Origin of the sequence: Streptomyces sp. NPDC058279, from assembly GCF_042881255.1 — a bacterium.
Lineage (GTDB): Bacteria > Actinomycetota > Actinomycetes > Streptomycetales > Streptomycetaceae > Streptomyces.
Map to the genome: position 1 here is coordinate 404,523 of NZ_JBHVYA010000004.1, position 19,404 is coordinate 423,926.

The window sequence follows — 19,404 nt, forward strand, 5'->3', positions numbered from 1 at the left end:
GGGGCGGGGCCGTGGGGCCGGGCGGGCCGCCGTTGTCGGTGGGCCCGGATAACCTCGTAGACGTGTCGTCCCTTGCGCTGTACCGCCGCTACCGCCCCGAGTCGTTCGCCGAGGTCATCGGACAGGAGCATGTCACTGTCCCCCTGATGCAGGCCCTGCGGAACAACCGGGTCAATCACGCGTACCTGTTCAGCGGGCCGCGAGGCTGTGGCAAGACCACCAGCGCGCGCATCCTCGCCCGGTGCCTGAACTGTGAGCAAGGTCCCACTCCCGATCCCTGCGGGCAGTGCCAGTCCTGCCGCGACCTCGCGCGCAACGGCCCCGGGTCGATCGATGTCATCGAGATCGACGCCGCCTCGCACGGTGGCGTGGACGATGCCCGTGACCTGCGGGAAAAGGCTTTCTTCGGGCCGGCTGCCAGCCGCTACAAGATCTACATCATCGACGAGGCCCACATGGTCACCTCGGCGGGCTTCAACGCCCTGCTGAAGGTGGTCGAGGAGCCGCCGGAGCACCTCAAGTTCATCTTCGCCACCACCGAGCCGGAGAAGGTGATCGGGACGATCCGGTCCCGGACGCACCACTACCCCTTCCGGCTGGTGCCCCCCGGCACCCTGCGCGAGTACCTGGGCGAGGTCTGCGCGCGGGAGGGGGCCACCGTGGAGGACGGCGTGCTGCCGCTCGTGGTGCGGGCCGGCGCCGGCTCGGTGCGTGACTCGATGTCGGTGATGGACCAGCTCCTCGCGGGCGCCGCCGACCAGGGTGTGACGTACGCCATGGCGACCTCCCTGCTCGGTTACACCGACGGCTCGCTGTTGGACTCCGTCATCGACGCCTTCGCCGCCGGGGACGGGGCCGCGGCGTTCGAGGTCGTGGACCGCGTCGTGGAGGGCGGCAACGACCCGCGCCGGTTCGTCGCCGACCTGCTGGAGCGGCTGCGCGATCTGGTGATCCTGGCCGCCGTGCCCGATGCCGGGGAGAAGGGGCTCATCGACGCGCCCGCCGATGTCGTCGAGCGCATGCAGGCACAGGCGTCCGTGTTCGGCGCGGCCGAGCTGTCGCGGGCCGCCGACCTGGTCAACACCGGACTCACCGAGATGCGGGGGGCCACCTCGCCCCGGCTCCAGCTGGAGCTGATCTGTGCCCGGGTACTGCTGCCCGCCGCCTTCGATGACGAGCGGTCGTTCCAGGCCCGGCTCGACCGACTGGAGCGCAGCGGGTTCACCGCCGCCGCGCCCGCGGTGCTGCCGCCCGCGCCGAACGGGCCGGCGATGGCGTACGTGCCCGGCCCCGAGGCACACCCGATGGCTCCGGCCGGTCCCGCCGGGGGCGTCGCCGCCGCGCGCGCCGCCGCACGGTCACCGGAACCCGAGCCGCAGCCCGAGCCCCGGCAGCCGCAGCCCGCGCCCGCCCCCGTACAGCAGCAACCCGTACAGCAGCCCCCCGTACAGCCGCAGCCCGCGCCCGGCGCCTGGCCCGGGGCCGCGCAGCCGGGCGGTGGCACCGCCGCGCCCGGGGCCTGGCCGGGAGCCGCCACCCCCGCCGCACCGGCACCGGCACCGGCACCCGCGCCCGCCGCCCCGGCCGCCGGAGCCTGGCCCACCGCCGCGTCCGCCTCCGCCCAGGCCCCCGCGCCCACCCCGGCGCCCCAGGCCGCCGCTCCGGCGGCGTCCGCCGCGCCCTCTCCCGGGATGGCCGCCGGCGTCGGCCAGGTGCAGGCGATGTGGCCCGGCGTGCTGGAGGCAGTCAAGAACCGCCGCCGCTTCACTTGGATCCTGCTCAGCCAGAACGCCCAGGTCACCGGCTTCGACGGGACGACCCTCCAGCTCGGCTTCCCCAACATCGGGGCCCGCGACAACTTCGCGAGCAGTGGCAGCGAGGACGTCCTCAAGGCGGTCCTGGCCGAGCAGTTCCAGGTCCACTGGAAGATCGACGCGGTGGTGGGAGGCGGCGGAGGGCAGCCCACCGGATCGGCCCCGACCTCGTACACACCGCCCTCGGCCCCCGCGCAGCCGCCGGCGCAGCACCCTTCGGCGCCGCCGCAGCAGTCCGCCTACCAGCCGCAGCCCCAGCAGCACCAGCAGTCCCAGCAGGCTCAACAGAACCAACCGCACCAGCAGACGTCGCCCCCGCCGCAGCCTCCCGTGCGGCAGGCGCCGCCGCCGGTCGCCCCCGAGGACGACGTGCCCGAGGAGGACGATCCCGACCTCGTCGAGAGCGCGCTGACCGGACACGACCTGATCGTGCGCGAGCTCGGAGCCACCGTTATAGAGGAATACACGAACGAGTAGGGGCCGGTAATTGGGTGGCCGCACGAAGCCGGCCCGCCCGCCCCGGCTAGGCTGCATGACGTGAAGGTCCTCGTCATCGGCGGCGGCGCCCGCGAACACGCCCTGTGCCGCTCTCTGTCCCTCGACCCCGACGTCAACGCGCTGTACTGCGCTCCCGGCAACGCCGGCATCTCCGAGGTGGCCGAGCTGCGCCCGGTCGACGCCCTCGACGGCGAGGCGGTGGCCCGCCTGGCCACCGAACTCGGTGCCGACCTGGTCGTCATCGGCCCGGAGGCCCCGCTGGTCGCCGGTGTCGCCGACGCCGTCCGCGCCGTCGGCATCCCCGTCTTCGGCCCGTCCGGCGAGGCGGCGCAGCTGGAGGGCTCCAAGGCGTTCGCCAAGGACGTGATGGCCGCGGCCGGGGTCCCGACCGCGCGCAGCTACGTCTGCACCACCCCGGAAGAGGTGGACGCCGCCCTCGACGCCTTCGGCGCGCCGTACGTGGTCAAGGACGACGGGCTCGCGGCGGGCAAGGGCGTCGTGGTCACCGAGGACCGCGCCGCGGCCCGCGCGCACGCGCTCGCCTGCGACCGCGTCGTCATCGAGGAGTTCCTCGACGGCCCGGAGGTCTCCCTCTTCGCCATCACCGACGGCGTGACGGTGCTGCCGCTCCAGCCCGCCCAGGACTTCAAGCGCGCGCTCGACGGTGACCGGGGCCCCAACACCGGAGGCATGGGGGCGTACTCCCCGCTGCCCTGGGCCGACCCCAAGCTGGTCGACGAGGTCATGGAGAGCGTGCTCCAGCCGACCGTGAACGAGCTGCGCCACCGCGGTACGCCCTTCTCCGGGCTGCTCTACGCCGGGCTCGCGATCACCTCGCGCGGCGTCCGCGTCATCGAGTTCAACGCCCGCTTCGGCGACCCCGAGACCCAGGTGGTCCTGGCCCGGCTGCGCACCCCGCTCGCGAGCGTGCTGCTGAACGCCGCCCAGGGCACCCTGCACGCGGAGCCGCCGCTCAGCTGGCGCGAGGACGCGGCCGTCACGGTCGTCATCGCCTCGCACAACTACCCGGACACCCCGCGCACCGGCGACCCGATCGAGGGCCTGGCCGAGGTGGCCGCCGAGGACGCCCCCGAGGCGTACGTCCTGCACGCCGGGACCCGCCGCGAGGGCGACGCCGTCGTCAGCGCGGGCGGTCGCGTGCTGTCGGTGACGGCGACCGGTTCCGATCTGGCGCAGGCGCGCGAGCGGGCGTATAAGGCCGTCGCGCGGATCAGGCTCGACGGATCGCAGCACCGTACGGATATCGCGGCCAAGGCGGCCGAAGGGCGCTGAGCAGCGGATTCACGTTCCCCGCGGGCCCGGACGCGCACAGCGCGCCCGGGCCCGCGCGTGCGAGTGCATCCAGCCGCGTTCGAACGCGGCCAGCTTTACCCAAAGCCATTCCATCGGGTGATCGTGCCGCGGTCTGCCTGACGTCCGGCCCCGCCCCAACTAGGGTGCGGCGCAAGCATTCCGGCACATGGCCCACCGGCATTGCGATGTCAGTGGCGGGTGTCACAGTGGGGGAGTGAGCAAAGCAGCCGCAGGGGCAGAGGGGGTGAGGTCCGGCCGTGTCCGGAATCGGTTCGATCGCTGAAGTGGGCGTGCCGTCCGCGCGTTCCCGCGCCCTCGCCGTGCTGCGCGTGCGCAGCAGGGCGCTGGCCGTCGGGCTGCTCCCGACGGCCGTCGCCGTCGTGCTCGTGGCCGCCCGGACGACGGGCCGACTGGTCGGCGATCCCTGGCCCGTCGTGACCCTGGTCGTCTGCGTGGTCGCCGCGCTGGTGCTGCTCGTCGGCGGGATCTTCGCCGCGGTGGTGCTGCGCGCGGGGCCGGCCCTGACACCGACGGTGCCGCTGTCGGAGGCGGCCGCGCCCGATCTCTACCGGCTGGTGCGGGACCTCGCCGACCGGATGGACGTCCCCGCGCCCTCCGCGATAGCCCTGACCCCGGATTGCGACAGCTGGCTGGAGGACCGCACGCACCCGGCCCACCGCCGGGCCGGCGTCGCGGCGGGCCGGCCGGAGTCCGAGCCCGGCGCCGCCCCCGTGCTGGTGATCGGCTCGCCGTTCCTGTGGTGGATGCGGGTGGCGGAGCTCCGTGCCGTGCTGGCGCCCGTCATCGCCGGTACGGGGCCTTCCGCGCATCCGGACATAGCCGACGCGCGCGGCTTCGTGCGCGGGCTGGACGCCGCGGTGGACGTCGGCTCCAGGCGCGGGCTCGGCTGGATCGCCCGGCCGGCAAGACTGTTGCTGCGGCTGTGCCGGGTGGACGCGGCGGAGATGGAGCGCGGGGTGGCGGCCGCCGCCTCGGACCGCGCCCAGGACGTGGACTACGGACTGCGCATCATGGCCCAGGAGCAGGTCGGGCTCGCCTACGCGGGCTGGGACCGGCTTCTGACGCGGGTGGCGCTGCCCGCCTGGCGGATGGGGCGATGGCCCGCCCGGCTCGACGCCGGGGTCGTCTCCGCCCTGACCGAGCTGTCCCGGCGGGACCGGCTGGCCGAGGGGTTCACCTCCCGGTTGGGCGAGCGCCCCGCCTGCGACCTGCTTGAGCAGCCCGGCGCGGTGGACGAGGCCGCTTCGCTGCTGGCCGCGCGGCTGTTCCACGGCGGTCCGGCCGAGGCGGGCCCCCAGTGGTCGCCCGTGGACTGGGCGGAGTACCCGGAGCAGGTCGTGGACCGCAAGTGGCGCCTGGAGGCGGCGCGACTGCACACGGCCCTGGACGCACTGGCCGTGCCGGCGGGGCCGCCGGTCGAACGGGTCCTCGGCTTCCTCACCGGCACGGGCACGGGCACCGGCAGCGGTACCGGTACCGGTACCGGGCCCGGCACGGACACGGGCGCGGGCGCCGATGGCCAGGGCGCGCAGGCGGCGGCGCGCGGCGAGTCGCTGGCCGGGTATCTGGCCCGGGAGGAACGGTCCTCCGCATACGGTTCGGAGCAGGCCGAGGGCAAGGCGCGGGCCGCCGACGCGGTGCCGCTGTTCCCGCTCCAGGCGCCGAGGAGCGGACGCGACCTGCTGGCCGACCACGTCACGGCGCTGGTGTGCTGCGCCGCCGTGGATTCCGCCGGGGCGGAGCCGGCCTTGGACTGGCTGGACGGCCCGGTGCTGCGCGTGGCGGGCGAGCGGCGCTCCGACCTCGCGCCGAGCGTGCTCTGCCTGGTGGAGGACGGCGACCCGGAGCCCCTGCGGGCCTGGCTCGCCAAGATCGGCGTACGCCCCGAGAAACCGGTCCGGCTCGTCTAGTGCTGTGGCCGGGAAGGCCCACCGCCCCCGCCGGCGGCCCCGGACGGTCAGCAATCCCTCACAAATTGGTTTCGCAAAGGTCTTTTCGCGACGAACGGTGACGGAGTGCGTGCTTTATGTGATGTGCTGGGAAGCCGTGGATATGCGTTCGGGGGAGTGAGGGAGGGGAGCAACGGTATGGCTACGGACCAGATCCGGCGGTGGGAGTCGGGTGCGCTCGCGCACGCGGTGACGGACCCCTTCGGCCAGGGCCCGCTGCCCTGGTTCCGGGGCAGCGAGCTGTACTTCGACGACACCGGCCACGTCGTGCCCTGGTACGTCGACCCGGCCGTCGCCCCCGGACAGATCCCCCGCGCCCGCAGCAACGGCCCCCGCACCGCCGACGACGTGCACCGGCAGATCAAGGGCTTCGCCTCCACGGGAGCCGTCGCCCCCGGTGAGGCCATCGACTTCCACATCACCGTCGACCCGCCCCAGCAGTTCTCCGTCGACATCTACCGCATCGGCCACTACGGCGGCGACGGCGCGAGCAAGATCCATTCGAGCCCCCGCCTCTCCGGCATCGTCCAGCCGGCCCCGCTCACCGCCGACCGGACGGTTTCCTGTCACCACTGGTGGCTGTCGTGGCGGCTGCAAGTGCCCTCGTACTGGACTCTCGGCGCGTACGTCGCCGTCCTCACCACCGTCGACGGCTACCGGTCCCACATCCCCTTCACGGTCCGCGACGACCACCGCGCCGACCTGCTCCTGCTGCTCCCCGACATCACCTGGCAGGCGTACAACCTCTACCCGGAGGACGGGCGCACCGGCGCGAGCCTCTACCACGCCTGGGACGAGGAAGGCCGGCTGCTGGGCGAACAGGACGCGGCGACCACCGTGTCCTTCGACCGCCCGTACGCGGGCGCCGGCCTGCCCCTCCACGTGGGCCACGCCTACGACTTCATCCGCTGGGCCGAGCGCTACGGCTACGACCTCGCCTACGCCGACACCCGCGACCTCCACGCCGGCCGCGTCGACCCCACCCGCTACCGGGGCCTCGTCTTCCCCGGCCACGACGAGTACTGGTCGGCCCCCATGCGCCGCACCGTCGAGCGCGCCCGCGAACACGGCACCTCCCTCGTGTTCCTCTCCGCCAACACCATGTACTGGCAGGTGGAACTCGGCCCGTCCCCCTCCGGGGTGCCCGACCGCCTCCTCACCTGCCGAAAGCGCCGGGGCCCCGGCCGCGCCGGCCTGTGGCGGGAGGTGGACCGCCCGGAGCAGCAACTGCTCGGCATCCAGTACGCGGGCCGGGTCCCCGAACCCGCGCCGCTCGTCGTGCGCAACGCCGGCCACTGGCTGTGGGACTCCACCGGCGCCGCCGAGAACGACGAACTCGACGGCCTGGTCGCCGGCGAGGCCGACCGGTACTTCCCGCGTACGCAACTGCCGGAGCACCAGGACCGGATCCTCCTGGCGCACTCCCCGTACCGCGACAGCGAGGGCGCCAAGCGCCACCAGGAGACGTCCCTCTACCGGGCGCCCAGCGGAGCCCTCGTCTTCGCCTCGGGCACCTTCGCCTGGTCCCCCGCGCTCGACCGCCCGGGCCATGTCGACGAGCGCGTGCAGCGCGCCACCGCCAATCTCCTCGACCGGATCTGCAAACACGACTGACGCGCGCCCCCTCGGGCTCGGAGTCACCCAGCACGCCCCGCCGTCCGCCGCGCGCCCGGCCCCGCGCCCCCGCGTCGGGCCGCCGGCCCGGGTACGGGACAATGGGGGTGCGCTCGTACAGAACCACAGGGAGACCCCGTGTCCGGATTCGTCGAAAAGCCCGAGCCGGTTCAGGTGCCCGGCCTCGTCCACCTCCACACCGGCAAGGTCCGCGACCTCTACCGCGACGAGGACGGCAACCTCGTCATGGTCGCCAGCGACCGGATGTCCGCCTTCGACTGGGTGCTGCCCACCGAGATCCCGGACAAGGGCCGCGTCCTCACCCAGCTCTCCCTGTGGTGGTTCGACCAGCTCGCGGACCTCGTCCCGAACCACGTGATCAGCACCGACCTGCCCGCCGGCGCCCCCGCCGACTGGGCCGGCCGCACCATGATCTGCCGCAACCTCGACATGGTCCCCGTCGAGTGCGTGGCCCGCGGCTACCTCACCGGCTCCGGCCTCGCCGAGTACAAGGAGACCCGCACCGTCTGCGGACTCGCCCTCCCCGAGGGGCTCGTCGACGGCTCCGAGCTGCCCGCCCCGATCTTCACCCCGGCCGCCAAGGCCGAGGTCGGCGAGCACGACGAGAACGTCTCCTACGAGGAGGTCGCACGCACCGTCGGCGCCGAGACGGCGGCGGCCCTGCGCCAGCTCACCCTGGCCGTCTACAGCCGTGCCCGCGACATCGCCCGTGACCGCGGGATCATCCTCGCCGACACCAAGTTCGAGTTCGGGCACGCGGCGGACGGCACGCTCGTCGCCGCCGACGAGGTGCTGACCCCGGACTCCTCGCGGTTCTGGCCCGCCGACCAGTGGCAGCCGGGCCGCACGCAGTTCTCGTACGACAAGCAGTACGTGCGGAACTGGCTGAACTCCCCCGAGTCCGGCTGGGACCCCAAGGGCGAGCTTCCGCCGCCGGCGCTGCCGCGCGAGGTCGTCGAGCAGACCCGGGCGAAGTACATCGAGGCGTACGAGCGGCTCACCGGCCTGAACTGGGCCGCCCACCACGGCGCCGCCACGCGGCCCGCGCCCACCGAGTCCTGAACACGCAGAAGCCCCCCGGTCCGAGGACCGGGGGGCTTCTCACGCTGAGCGGACAACGCGACTCGAACGCGCGACATCCACCTTGGCAAGGTGGTGCTCTACCAACTGAGCTATGTCCGCATGCGCCGTAGCGCGGTGCCTACTATACCCAACCTCGCTCCCGCGCGAGACGCACCGCCGTGTGCCGGTTCTCCGCCCCCAGCTTCGTCGCCGCCGAGGACAGGTAGTTCCGTACCGTCCCCGGCGACAAGGACGCCCGCTCGGCGATCTCCGCGATGGGCGCCCCGTCCCCGGCGAGCTCCAGGACCTCCGCCTCGCGGGCGGTCAGCGGTGAGTCCCCGGCACTGATCGCGTCGGCCGCCAACTCCGGGTCCACATAACGCCCTCCGGCCTGCACGGTCCGGATCAGTTCCGCCAGCCGCTGCGCCGAGACGGTCTTCGGCACGAAGGCCCGCGCACCGGCCGCGAGGGCCCGCTTGAGATGGCCCGGACGGCCGTGGCTCGTCACGATCATGACCTTGCAGTCGGGGAGTTCCGCCCGCAGCGATGTGGCCACACTCACACCGTCCGCCCCCGGCATCCGCAGGTCCAGGACCGCTACGTCCGGCCGATGGGCGCGGGCCATGGCCAGCGCCTCCGGCCCCGAGGCCGCCTCGGCGACGACCAGCAGGTCGTCCTCCAGGGCCAGCAGCGCCGCCAGCGCCCCGCGGATCAGGTGCTCGTCGTCGGCCAGCAGCACGCGTACGGGGCTCACGCGTCCACCTCCGCCTTCCGGGTGCGCGGGCCGGGGATCTCCGCGACCAGCCGGAACCGGCCGCCCTCCACGGGCCCGGCCCGCAGGGCGCCGTCCACGACCGCGAGCCGCTCGCGCAGCCCGGCGAGCCCCGACCCGGGCGGCCCGCCGGGAACCCCGGCGCGGGCGCCGTCGTTCTCCACCAGCAGGGTCAGCGCACCCTCCGGCTCCTCCCCGGCGGTCAGCCGGATCAGACAGCTGCGGGCGTCCCCGTGCCGCAGGACGTTGGTGGTCGCCTCCCGGACCACCCAGCCCAGCGCGGACTGCACCTCGGCCGGCAGTGTCCGCCCGGCGTCGAACTCGACGCGGCAGTCCATCCCGGCGGCGCTCAGCACCCCGCGCGCACCCTCCAGTTCGACCGCCAAGTCCGCTTCCCGGTACCCGCGCACCACGTCCCGTACCTCCCGCTGGGACTCGCGCGCGATCCGCTGCACCTCGATCATCTGCTCCACCGCCTCCGGACGTTCGCGTCGGGCCAACTGCACGGCCAGCTCGCTCTTGAGGGCGATCACCGCGAGATTGCGGCCCATCACGTCGTGCAGGTCCCGCCCGAACCGCAACCGCTCCTCGGCCACCGCCAGCCGCGCCTGGTACTCCCGCGAGCGGTCCAGTTCGCGCACGGTCTGCAACAGCCACGCGGAGAACCCGCAGGCGACGCTGAGGAAGAGCCCGGTGGCCAGCACCCCGATGGCGCAGCCGAGGGCGAGGCCCGCCGGGAGGCCCGTGGCGAGCGTCGCCCCGCCGACGAGGACGGCCGCGCCGAGCGGCGCGTAGGTCATGTGCCGGACCCGTTTGACGCACAGGACGAACGATCCGCAGGCGAAGCCCGTCATGCCCATCACCGGGGCCGGGACCACGGCCGCGTCCACCTGACCCGTCCGCACCAGGACCAGGGCGGTCAGGCAGGCGGCGCCGGTGAACAGGGCCGTCGTGGCCGCGAGCCGGACCGGGCGCTCCCGGCGCTCCATGAGCCAGTCCAGGGCCCGGGAGGAGAGGAACCCGACGAGGATCGCCTGGACGCACACCAGCACGAACAGTGCGATCGCGATCGGCCAGCGGGACCGGGTGGGGTCCTCCCCGGCCGCCGACGCGAGCGCGCCCAGCCCGAACCCGAGGACCTGGAGCACGACGAAGGAGTGGAACGACCAGCGCGTGTACAGCTCGACCTTGCCCGCGGCGCCGCGGTTCCGCCACCGTCGGATCATCTCCGGCCCCCGCTCGTCCTCGGCACGTCCGGCCCTCCGACGTCCCGCACGTCCCGCACGTCCCGCACATACGACAAAGGCCCCGATCGATGATCAGGGCCTTTGTTCTCTGAGCGGACGACGAGACTCGAACTCGCGACATCCACCTTGGCAAGGTGGTGCTCTACCAACTGAGCTACGTCCGCACGCTCGCTGCGACTTGCTTGCCGCGTCGAGATGCGAGCATCACTGTACCTGATCCACAACCGTGGACGGTAAGTGTGCAGAGCGGGTGACAGGGATTGCACACTGCGCCTCCCCCCTGGAAGGGGGGTGTTCTGCTACTGAACTACACCCGCACGACCTTCGGGGCTTTGACCTGCGGTCTGGCCCCTCGGCGTGATCCACACACTAGCCGATCAGAGGGGGTGGATGGCAAATCCGGGGTCAGTGGGCAGCGTTGTACGCCTCGTAGACCCGCTTCGGGATGCGGCCCCGCGGCGGCACGTCGTGGTCGTTCGACCGGGCCCAGGCGCGGACGACGGCCGGGTCGGGGGCGATGCTGGTGTGCCGGTACGCCTTGCCCGAGCGGGCCTGCCGGCGGCCGGCGGCGACGTAAGGCGCCAGGCTCTTCCGCAGTTTCTTTGCGTTCGCCGGATTGAGGTCGATCTCGTACGTCTTACCGTCCAGGGCGAACGAGACCGTTTCCGCCGCCGCTCCGCCGTCGATGTCATCGGAGAGCGTGACCACTACGCGCTGCGCCACGGATATCGGTCCCTTCGTGCGAGGTCACCACGTGTTGACGTGCGGTGATGTCGCCTGTGTGGATGTTTCGGAGCAATGCGTCAATCGGCCGGAATCTTGACCGATTCCTTTGTACCGCGATTCCCATTGAATTGCGAAGCCCAGTTAATTATCTCCGCGTGTCCGGCCGCAATGGCAGGCGAGTGGTTTTCCGGTGGATTTTGCGAAGCGTTGGTGAAGCCGAAACGGCGTCCCGCCGGGGCCCCGAAGATATCTACCCGCGTAGAAATTTCGGGCGGGTACGCTGGAGGAACCGCCTTCGCACCAACCACCACACGGGAGTGCCCGATGGCACGCGTCGTAGTCGACGTCATGCTCAAGCCGGAGATCCTCGACCCCCAGGGCCAGGCGGTGCAGCGTGCACTGCCGCGCCTGGGCTTCGACGGGATCGCCGACGTCCGCCAGGGGAAGCGCTTCGAACTGGAGGTGGAGGGACCGGTCGACCAGACCGCCCTCGACCGCATCCACAAGATGGCCGAAACGTTCCTCGCCAACACCGTCATCGAAGACTTCACCGTGAAGGTCGAGGCCTGACGGTGACCACTCGCATCGGAGTCGTCACGTTCCCCGGAACGCTGGACGACCGTGACTCGCTGCGCGCCGTGCGCCTCGCCGGGGCCGAGCCCGTCTCGCTGTGGCACCGCGACAAGGACCTCCACCAGGTCGACGCGGTCGTCCTCGCGGGCGGCTTCTCCTACGGCGACTACCTGCGCGCCGGGGCCATCTCCCGCTTCTCGCCGGTGATGGAGACCGTCATCGAGCAGGCCAAGGCGGGCATGCCCGTCCTCGGCATCTGCAACGGCTTCCAGGTCCTCACGGAGGCCCACCTGCTGCCGGGGGCGATGCTCCGCAACAACCACCTGCACTTCATCTGCCGCGAGCAGAAGCTGCGCGTGGAGAACGCGGAGAGCGCGTGGACCGGCGACTACGACGCCGGCCAGGAGATCTCCATCCCGCTCAAGAACATGGACGGCCGCTACACCGCCGACGAGCGCACGCTCGACGAACTGGAGGCCGAAGGCCGAGTGGCCTTCCGGTACCTCGACGGGAACCCGAACGGCTCGCTCCGCGACATCGCCGGCATCACCAACGCCGCCGGCAACGTCCTCGGCCTCATGCCGCACCCCGAGCACGCGGTCGAGCCGCTGGTCGGAACCGGCCGCACCGACGGCCTCCCGTTCTTCACGTCGGTCCTGAAGAAGCTGGTTTCCGCATGACCCTCGATACCGTCAAGAACGCCACCGGTACCCCGGACGCCGCGCAGCCCTGGAAGGAACTCGGCCTCAAGGAGGACGAGTACGCCCGCATCCGGGAGATCCTCGGCCGCCGCCCCACGGGCGCCGAGCTCGCCATGTACTCCGTCATGTGGTCCGAGCACTGCTCCTACAAGAGCAGCAAGGTCCACCTGAAGCAGTTCGGCGAGAAGGCCCCCGAGAACACGGCCATGCTCGTCGGCATCGGCGAGAACGCCGGCGTCGTGGACGTCGGCCAGGGGTACGCGGTCACCTTCAAGGTCGAGTCGCACAACCACCCCTCGTACATCGAGCCCTACCAGGGCGCGGCCACCGGCGTGGGCGGCATCGTCCGCGACATCCTCGCCATGGGCGCCCGCCCGGTCGCCGTCGTGGACCCGCTGCGCTTCGGCGCGGCCGACCACCCGGACACCAAGCGCGTCCTGCCGGGCGTGGTCGCGGGCATCGGCGGCTACGGCAACTGCCTGGGCCTGCCGAACATCGGTGGCGAGGTCGTCTTCGACGCCTGCTACCAGGGCAACCCGCTGGTCAACGCCGGCTGCATCGGTGTGATGAAGCACGAGGACATCCACCTCGCCAAGGCGTCCGGCCCCGGCAACAAGGTCATCCTCTACGGTGCCCGCACCGGCGGCGACGGCATCGGCGGCGTGTCCGTGCTGGCCTCGGAGACCTTCGACGACAGCAAGCCCACCAAGCGCCCCGCCGTGCAGGTCGGCGACCCCTTCCAGGAGAAGCTCCTCATCGAGTGCACCCTGGAGATCTTCAAGGAGAAGCTGGTCGCGGGCATCCAGGACCTCGGCGGCGCCGGGCTCTCCTGCGCCACCAGCGAGCTGGCCTCCGCCGGTTCCGGCGGCATGCGCGTCGAGCTGGACACCGTGCCGCTGCGCGACGCGACGCTCTCGCCCGAGGAAATCCTCATGAGCGAGTCGCAGGAGCGCATGTGCGCGATCGTCGAGCCGCAGCACGTCGACCGCTTCATGGAGATCTGCGAGAAGTGGGACGTCATCGCCACCGTCATCGGTGAGGTCACCGACGGCGAACGGCTGGAGATCTTCTGGCACGGCGAGCAGATCGTGGACGTGCCCCCGGGCACCGTCGCCCACGAGGGCCCGGTCTACCACCGCCCGTACGCCCGCCCCGAGTGGCAGGACGCGCTCCAGGCGGACGACGCGGGCAAGCTGCCCCGGCCGCAGACCTCCGAGGAGCTGCGCGCGCAGGTCCTGGCGCTGGTCTCGTCCCCGAACCAGGCGTCGAAGTCCTGGGTCACCGACCAGTACGACCGGTTCGTGCAGGGCAACACGGTGCTCGCGCAGCCCGAGGACGCCGGCATGGTCCGCATCGACGAGGAGACCAACCTCGGCGTCGCGATGGCCACCGACGGCAACGGCCGCTTCGCGAAGCTCGACCCGTACACGGGCGCGCAGCTCGCGCTGGCCGAGGCGTACCGCAACGTCGCCGCGACCGGTGCCAAGCCGCTCGCGATCTCCGACTGCCTGAACTTCGGCTCCCCCGAGGACCCGGGCGTCATGTGGCAGTTCGCGGAGGCCACCCGCGGTCTGGCGGACGGCTGTCTGGAGCTGGGCACCCCGGTGACCGGCGGCAACGTCTCGCTGTACAACCAGACCGGTGACATCGCGATCCACCCGACCCCGGTCGTGGCGGTCCTCGGTGTGATCGACGACGTCAACCGCCGTACGCCGATGGCGTTCACGGAGGCCGGCCAGCTGCTGTACCTGCTCGGCGACACGGCCGAGGAGTTCGGCGGCTCGGCGTGGTCGCAGGTCGTCCACGACCACCTCGGCGGCATGCCGCCCAAGGTGGACCTCGGCCGCGAGAAGCTGCTCGGCGAGATCCTGATCTCGGCCTCGCGCGACGGCATGATCGACGCCGCGCACGACCTGTCGGACGGCGGCGTGATCCAGGCGCTCACCGAGTCCTGCCTGCGCGGTGGCAACGGCGCGCGGGTGGTGGTCCCGGACGGTCTGGACGCGTTCACCTTCCTCTTCTCCGAGTCCGCGGGCCGCGCCATCGTGGCGGTCCCGCGCAGCGAGGAGCTCCGCTTCACCGACATGTGCGGTGCGCGGGGCCTGCCGGCGACCCGCATCGGCGTGGTCGACGGCGAGGAGATCGAGGTCCAGGGCGAGTTCACGATCCCGCTGACCGAACTCCGCGAAGCCCACGAGGCGACGATCCCGGCGCTCCTGGCCTGATCCGTCCCCCGCTTCACGAGCCCCCGCCCGGCACGTCCGGGCGGGGGCTCGCGCGTGCGGGCGCCCGAGTAGGGTCGGGCCATGCCGCCCGCCAAGAGGAAAACGCGCAGCTACGACTCCGCCAAGATCCGTGCCGCCGTCACGGCCCAGTTCGGCCATGTCGCGGACGCCGTACGGGAGCTGACGCCCGAGCAGCTGGCCCGGCCCACCGGGCTCGGGCAGTGGACGGTCGGGGACCTGGCGGCGCACATCGCGTGGATCGCGGACTCGCTGGCCGCCGGTCTCGCCCGGCCGCCCGCCGCCGTCCCGGAGCTGACCGCCGTCGAGTGGCCCTTCGCCACCGCGTCGCTCGCCGGGAAGATCGCCGAGGCGGCGAAGGAGACCCTGGTCGGCGCGCCGTTGCCCGAGCTGTACGAGCGCGCGGGGGCGCGGCTGGCCGAGGGGCTCGCGGCGAACCCCGACCGCCGGGTGCTGAACCTGTGGATCGGGGCCATGACCCTGGGGGACTTCCTGGTCACCCGGACCGTGGAGCTGGTGGTGCACACCGACGACCTGAACCGGGCCGCCGGGCTGGACGTCCCGATCGAGCGGCAGGCCCTCGCCGCCTGCACCCGGCTGCTCGCCGACGCCCTCGCCGTGACCGCGCCCGGCGGCTCGCTGGAGGTACGGATCCCGCCCTTCGCGGTGGTCCAATGCGTCGAGGGGCCCCGCCATACCCGCGGGACCCCGCCGAACGTGGTCGAGACCGACCCGCTGACCTGGGTCCGGCTGGCGACGGGCCGCACCGGCTGGGCCGAGGCGGTGCGGGAGGCCCACGTACGGGCCAGTGGCGAGCGGGCCGACCTGTCGGCGCTGCTGCCCCTGATGAGCTGAGCGGCGGCCGAGCGGGAGCCGAGCGGGGAACCGGCCGGGCGAGCCGCCCGTCACAGGGTCATGCGTACCCCCCGCCCCGTGCTGCCCGCCGCCGCCCTGACCGCCGTCCTCGCGCTGGTCGGCGCCACCGCCTGCGGCGCACAGGACGCCCCGCCCCGGCCCGTCCACTCCGGCACCGTCGACGCCCAGCCCTCCCCGCGACCCGTACCCGACGCGCCGCTCACCGTCACCGAGTGGACCGTCACCGCCCTGGGCCGGGACGGAACGGCCTCCGCCGTGCCCGCCGATGTCGCGGGCCAGGCCCGTTTCGCCGTCGCCCGCGACGGCTCGGCGAGCGGCGGACTCGGCTGCAACCGGTTCACGGCCGAGGCCGGCGTCGCCGGTGCCTCGCTCACCTTCGGGCCGCCCGCCACGACCCGGAAGGCCTGCGAGGGCCCGGCGGGCGAGGTCGAGCGGGCCCTGACCACCGTGTTGTTCGAAAGCGGCCCCCTCACCTGGCGGATCAAGGGCCGGACGTTGACCCTGACCGGCGCGGACGGCGCGGGCCTGACCGCCGAGGCGGCCTCCGCGGCGGAGTGAGCCCTCACGCCGGGTAGGGCAGCAGTCCCGCGTTCGTCTTCTCCCACGCCGCCCGCAACTGTGCCAGCCGGGCCGGTTCCAGGGCCGCCTTGTCGGCCTGCTCGCGCACGTCCCCGGCCAGGTTGAAGAGCTGGTCCCGGCCGCTCTTGCCCTGGTAGTACTTCCAGTCCCCGCGGCGCAGCGCCCGCTCCCCGCGGACCCGCCAGAACAGGTCCCGCTCCGCGAGCCGCTCCCCGCGCAGCAGGTACCCGGCGAGGCTCACCCCGTCCAGCGGGTACGCCGGGTGCGGCCGGGTACCGGCCAGCTCCAGCAGCGTCGCCGTCCAGTCCGGGCTGAACACCGGGACGTGGCTGACCTGGCCGGCGTCCAGCCGGGCGGGCCAGCGCACGAGCGTCGGCACCCGGATGCCGCCCTCCTGCAAGGACGCCTTGTTGCCCGAGAGCGGCCAGTTGTAGGAGAAGCGCTCACCGCCGTTGTCGCTGGCGAAGACGACCAGGGTGTCCTCCGCCTGCCCGGACCGTTCCAGGGCCTTCAACACCTCGCCGACCGAGCGGTCGAGGTCCTCCACCATCTGCTTGTACTTCTCCACCGACCCGCCGTCCTGGTGCCACAGCGCCCGGCCGTCGCCGGCCTTGATCCGCCGGACGATCTCGGCACTCTCCGCCGTGTCCCCGTCCGCGATCCACGGCCAGTGCGGGGTGGTGAAGTTGAGGTTCAGCAGCCAGGGCTTGCCGTGGTGGTCGCGGGAGACGTACTCGCTCGCCCGCTCGGTGATGATCCGCGTGTAGTAGCGCAGGTCCTTGTACTCGGCGTCGCCCTCGTACAGGTCGTACTCGCCGGCCAGGCCCAGCTTGGAGTAGTACTCCAGGGCCCCGCCGAAGTTGCCGAAGAACTCGTCCCAACCCGAGCGGGTCGGGCTGTAGTCCGGCAGGTAGCCGCAGTGCCACTTGCCGATCAGCGCCGTCGCGTAGCCGGAGTCGCGCAGCAGGGAGGCCAGCGTCGGGTGGGTGGGCTCCAACCCGGCCGACTTGTCGGCGATCGGCTCGGCGAGGCCGCCCTTCGTCCGGCCCGGGTAGCGGCCCGTGTAGAGGCTGAACCGGGTCGGGGAGCAGGTCGCGGAGCCCGAGTAGGCGTCGGTGAAGCGGACGCCCTGGCGGCCCAGTCGGTCCAGGTTGGGGGTCTTGATGTGCGGGGAGCCGTACGCGGACAGGTCGGCCCAGCCGAGGTCGTCACCCAGGATGAACAGGACGTTCGGGCGCCGGGAGTGACGCCCCCGGGCCGCCCGGAACTCCCGCTCGCCGGGGCCGGCCGCTTGGGCCGGGGCGGCGGCGGGCTCCTGCTGTCGGGCGGCGGCGGGCGTCGCGCCCAGCCCCACCGCGGCGGCGGCCGCGCTCACGCCGACCGCGCCGCCGAAGGCGCGCCGGGACAGGGGGGATTCGGACGAGGTCACAGGTACTCCAGGGCACGGCCCGCCGGCCCGGCTCCGGGCGGCGCGGGACGGCGCACGGCACGGCGGAGCAGGCTCGGACGGGAAGCAGGAAAAGGGGAGCGCGCTACGGAGCGCGCGACACGGCGCGCGACGGAGCGCGAAAGGCGTGGGAAAGCGGCGTGTGACTACGCGGAACAGCGACAGATGGCGCTCGCGACACGGACCAGGTCCACGTGCCGGCGCTCGACGAGGGTGACGGTGCGGTCACCGAGGGGCTGCATGGGGCGAGAGCCTGTCGAATGCCCGCGTACCTGTCAACAATGGGTTCCGGATACCGAGACGGAAGCGTCCCGTCACCCTGCGTGCTGTGACATTTCCCGGCCGTCCCCAATTCGGACCAGTGGTCGATCTCGCCTACACTCGGAAGCGTGCCTCGTGGTGATGGACGACTCAACCACGACCTGCTCCCCGGCGAAAAGGGCCCCCAGGACGCTTGCGGCGTCTTCGGTGTCTGGGCTCCGGGTGAAGAGGTCGCCAAGCTCACCTACTTCGGACTGTATGCGCTACAGCACCGCGGACAAGAGTCCGCGGGAATCGCTGTGAGCAACGGTTCCCAGATCCTCGTCTTCAAGGACATGGGCCTCGTTTCCCAAGTCTTCGACGAAACCTCTCTCGGCTCGCTCCAGGGTCATATCGCGGTCGGTCACGCCCGCTATTCGACCACCGGAGCCTCCGTCTGGGAGAACGCGCAGCCCACTTTCCGCGCGACCGCCCACGGCTCCATCGCCCTGGGTCACAACGGCAACCTGGTGAACACCGCCGAGCTCGCCGAGATGGTCGCCGACCTCCCCCGTCAGGACGGCCGCGCCACGCAGGTGGCGGCCACCAACGACACCGATCTGGTCACCGCCCTGCTGGCCGGCCAGACCGACGACGAGGGCAAGCCCCTGACCATCGAGGAGTCGGCCGCCAAGGTCCTGCCTCAGGTCAAGGGCGCGTTCTCGCTGGTCTTCATGGACGAGGGAACCCTCTACACCGCCCGCGACCCGCAGGGCATCCGCCCGCTGGTCCTCGGCCGCCTGGAGCGCGGCTGGGTGGTGGCGAGCGAGACCGCCGCCCTCGACATCTGCGGCGCCAGCTTCGTCCGCGAGGTCGAGCCGGGCGAACTCATCGCGATCGACGAGAACGGTCTGCGGACCTCCCGATTCGCGGAAGCGAAGCCCAAGGGCTGTGTCTTCGAGTACGTCTACCTGGCGCGCCCGGACACCGACATCGCCGGCCGGAACGTCTACCTCTCGCGCGTCGAGATGGGCCGGCGCCTGGCCAAGGAAGCCCCGGTCGAAGCGGACCTGGTGATAGCGACGCCGGAGTCCGGCACGCCCGCCGCGGTCGGCTACGCCGAGGCCAGCGGCATCCCGTACGGCTCCGGCCTGGTCAAGAACGCCTACGTGGGACGGACGTTCATCCAGCCCTCGCAGACGATCCGCCAGCTCGGCATCCGGCTCAAGCTCAACCCCCTCAAGGAAGTCATCCGGGGCAAGCGCCTGGTGGTCGTGGACGACTCGATCGTCCGCGGCAACACCCAGCGCGCCCTGGTCAAGATGCTCCGCGAGGCCGGCGCGGCCGAGGTCCACATCCGGATCTCCTCCCCGCCGGTGAAGTGGCCGTGCTTCTTCGGCATCGACTTCGCCACCCGGGCCGAGCTGATCGCCAACGGCATGACGGTCGACGAGATCGCCACGTCGCTCGGCGCGGACTCGCTCTCGTACATCTCGCTCGACGCGATGGTCGAGGCGACCACCATCCAGAAGCCCAACCTCTGCCGTGCCTGCTTCGACGGCGAGTACCCGATGGAGCTGCCCGACCCGCAGCTGCTCGGCAAGCAGCTCCTGGAGACCGAGCTCGCGGGCGGCACCGACGCCGCCGACGCGCTCCGGCGCCCGTAGGACGCACCGGACCCGTCCCCCCGGGACGGGTCCGCTCCGC

At 72.5% G+C, this 19,404-nt stretch carries 16 protein-coding genes and 3 tRNA genes; 11 read left to right on the forward strand and 8 right to left on the reverse strand.

Annotated features, from left to right (window positions below; genetic code table 11):
- Nucleotides 1–62 precede the first annotated feature (62 nt).
- The 5 genes from ACFVXJ_RS11655 (at nucleotide 63) to ACFVXJ_RS11675 (ending at nucleotide 8,293) form a co-directional block, all read left to right on the forward strand.
- Nucleotides 63–2,291, forward strand: a complete 2,229-nt coding sequence (locus ACFVXJ_RS11655; RefSeq protein WP_389661525.1) for a DNA polymerase III subunit gamma and tau — start codon at nucleotides 63–65, stop codon at nucleotides 2,289–2,291.
- A 60-nt stretch (nucleotides 2,292–2,351) separates the two neighbouring features.
- On the forward strand, nucleotides 2,352–3,605 hold the full coding sequence (gene purD / locus ACFVXJ_RS11660; protein WP_389661526.1) for a phosphoribosylamine--glycine ligase: 1,254 nt from the start codon (nucleotides 2,352–2,354) through the stop codon (nucleotides 3,603–3,605).
- 278 nt (nucleotides 3,606–3,883) lie between these two features.
- Nucleotides 3,884–5,557, forward strand: a complete 1,674-nt coding sequence (locus ACFVXJ_RS11665) for a hypothetical protein (RefSeq protein WP_389661527.1) — start codon at nucleotides 3,884–3,886, stop codon at nucleotides 5,555–5,557.
- A 177-nt stretch (nucleotides 5,558–5,734) separates the two neighbouring features.
- Complete coding sequence (locus ACFVXJ_RS11670; protein ID WP_389661528.1) at nucleotides 5,735–7,210, forward strand: N,N-dimethylformamidase beta subunit family domain-containing protein; 1,476 nt, start codon at nucleotides 5,735–5,737, stop codon at nucleotides 7,208–7,210.
- Nucleotides 7,211–7,348: 138 nt separating this feature from the next.
- Entirely contained in the window at nucleotides 7,349–8,293 is a 945-nt protein-coding gene (locus ACFVXJ_RS11675) for a phosphoribosylaminoimidazolesuccinocarboxamide synthase (protein ID WP_389661529.1), read from the forward strand.
- A gap of 47 nt (nucleotides 8,294–8,340) precedes the next feature.
- Here the strand turns inward: ACFVXJ_RS11675 and ACFVXJ_RS11680 are convergent.
- From ACFVXJ_RS11680 to ACFVXJ_RS11705, 6 genes are all read right to left on the reverse strand, one after another.
- Nucleotides 8,341–8,413: transfer RNA gene (locus ACFVXJ_RS11680), tRNA-Gly, on the reverse strand.
- Nucleotides 8,414–8,435: 22 nt separating this feature from the next.
- Complete coding sequence (locus ACFVXJ_RS11685; protein ID WP_389661530.1) at nucleotides 8,436–9,047, reverse strand: response regulator; 612 nt, start codon at nucleotides 9,045–9,047, stop codon at nucleotides 8,436–8,438.
- A complete protein-coding gene (locus ACFVXJ_RS11690; RefSeq protein ID WP_389661531.1) occupies nucleotides 9,044–10,291 on the reverse strand; it encodes a sensor histidine kinase in 1,248 nt (415 codons plus the stop codon). The genes ACFVXJ_RS11685 and ACFVXJ_RS11690 overlap by 4 nt, the downstream gene beginning before the upstream one ends.
- A gap of 112 nt (nucleotides 10,292–10,403) precedes the next feature.
- Nucleotides 10,404–10,476 (reverse strand) — tRNA-Gly (locus tag ACFVXJ_RS11695).
- Between the two features lie 81 nt (nucleotides 10,477–10,557).
- Nucleotides 10,558–10,629, reverse strand: a tRNA-Gly gene (locus ACFVXJ_RS11700).
- Between the two features lie 88 nt (nucleotides 10,630–10,717).
- A complete protein-coding gene (locus ACFVXJ_RS11705; protein ID WP_389661532.1) occupies nucleotides 10,718–11,035 on the reverse strand; it encodes an Lsr2 family protein in 318 nt (105 codons plus the stop codon).
- Nucleotides 11,036–11,362: 327 nt separating this feature from the next.
- Here ACFVXJ_RS11705 and purS point away from each other — a divergent pair, with 327 nt between their 5' ends.
- From purS to ACFVXJ_RS11730, 5 genes are all read left to right on the forward strand, one after another.
- Nucleotides 11,363–11,608 (forward strand): phosphoribosylformylglycinamidine synthase subunit PurS, encoded by a 246-nt coding sequence (gene purS, locus ACFVXJ_RS11710; RefSeq protein WP_389661533.1) that lies wholly within the window; start codon nucleotides 11,363–11,365, stop codon nucleotides 11,606–11,608.
- A gap of 2 nt (nucleotides 11,609–11,610) precedes the next feature.
- On the forward strand, nucleotides 11,611–12,291 hold the full coding sequence (gene purQ, locus ACFVXJ_RS11715; protein ID WP_389661534.1) for a phosphoribosylformylglycinamidine synthase subunit PurQ: 681 nt from the start codon (nucleotides 11,611–11,613) through the stop codon (nucleotides 12,289–12,291).
- Nucleotides 12,288–14,537, forward strand: coding sequence for a phosphoribosylformylglycinamidine synthase subunit PurL (purL, locus tag ACFVXJ_RS11720; RefSeq protein WP_389661535.1), 2,250 nt, complete (start codon nucleotides 12,288–12,290; stop codon nucleotides 14,535–14,537). The genes purQ and purL overlap by 4 nt, the downstream gene beginning before the upstream one ends.
- 81 nt (nucleotides 14,538–14,618) lie before the next feature.
- Nucleotides 14,619–15,410: a sterol carrier family protein gene (locus ACFVXJ_RS11725; RefSeq protein WP_389661536.1), complete on the forward strand. Its 792-nt coding sequence runs from the start codon at nucleotides 14,619–14,621 to the stop codon at nucleotides 15,408–15,410.
- Nucleotides 15,411–15,470: 60 nt separating this feature from the next.
- Nucleotides 15,471–15,989, forward strand: a complete 519-nt coding sequence (locus ACFVXJ_RS11730) for an META domain-containing protein (RefSeq protein ID WP_389661537.1) — start codon at nucleotides 15,471–15,473, stop codon at nucleotides 15,987–15,989.
- A 4-nt stretch (nucleotides 15,990–15,993) separates the two neighbouring features.
- Here ACFVXJ_RS11730 and ACFVXJ_RS11735 read toward each other — a convergent pair whose 3' ends face one another.
- Nucleotides 15,994–17,439: a sulfatase-like hydrolase/transferase gene (locus tag ACFVXJ_RS11735; protein ID WP_389661538.1), complete on the reverse strand. Its 1,446-nt coding sequence runs from the start codon at nucleotides 17,437–17,439 to the stop codon at nucleotides 15,994–15,996.
- A 164-nt stretch (nucleotides 17,440–17,603) separates the two neighbouring features.
- Complete coding sequence (locus ACFVXJ_RS11740) at nucleotides 17,604–17,699, reverse strand: putative leader peptide (protein ID WP_324617183.1); 96 nt, start codon at nucleotides 17,697–17,699, stop codon at nucleotides 17,604–17,606.
- Nucleotides 17,700–17,846: 147 nt separating this feature from the next.
- Here ACFVXJ_RS11740 and purF point away from each other — a divergent pair, with 147 nt between their 5' ends.
- Nucleotides 17,847–19,364 (forward strand): amidophosphoribosyltransferase, encoded by a 1,518-nt coding sequence (purF, locus tag ACFVXJ_RS11745; protein ID WP_136210585.1) that lies wholly within the window; start codon nucleotides 17,847–17,849, stop codon nucleotides 19,362–19,364.
- Nucleotides 19,365–19,404 lie beyond the last annotated feature (40 nt).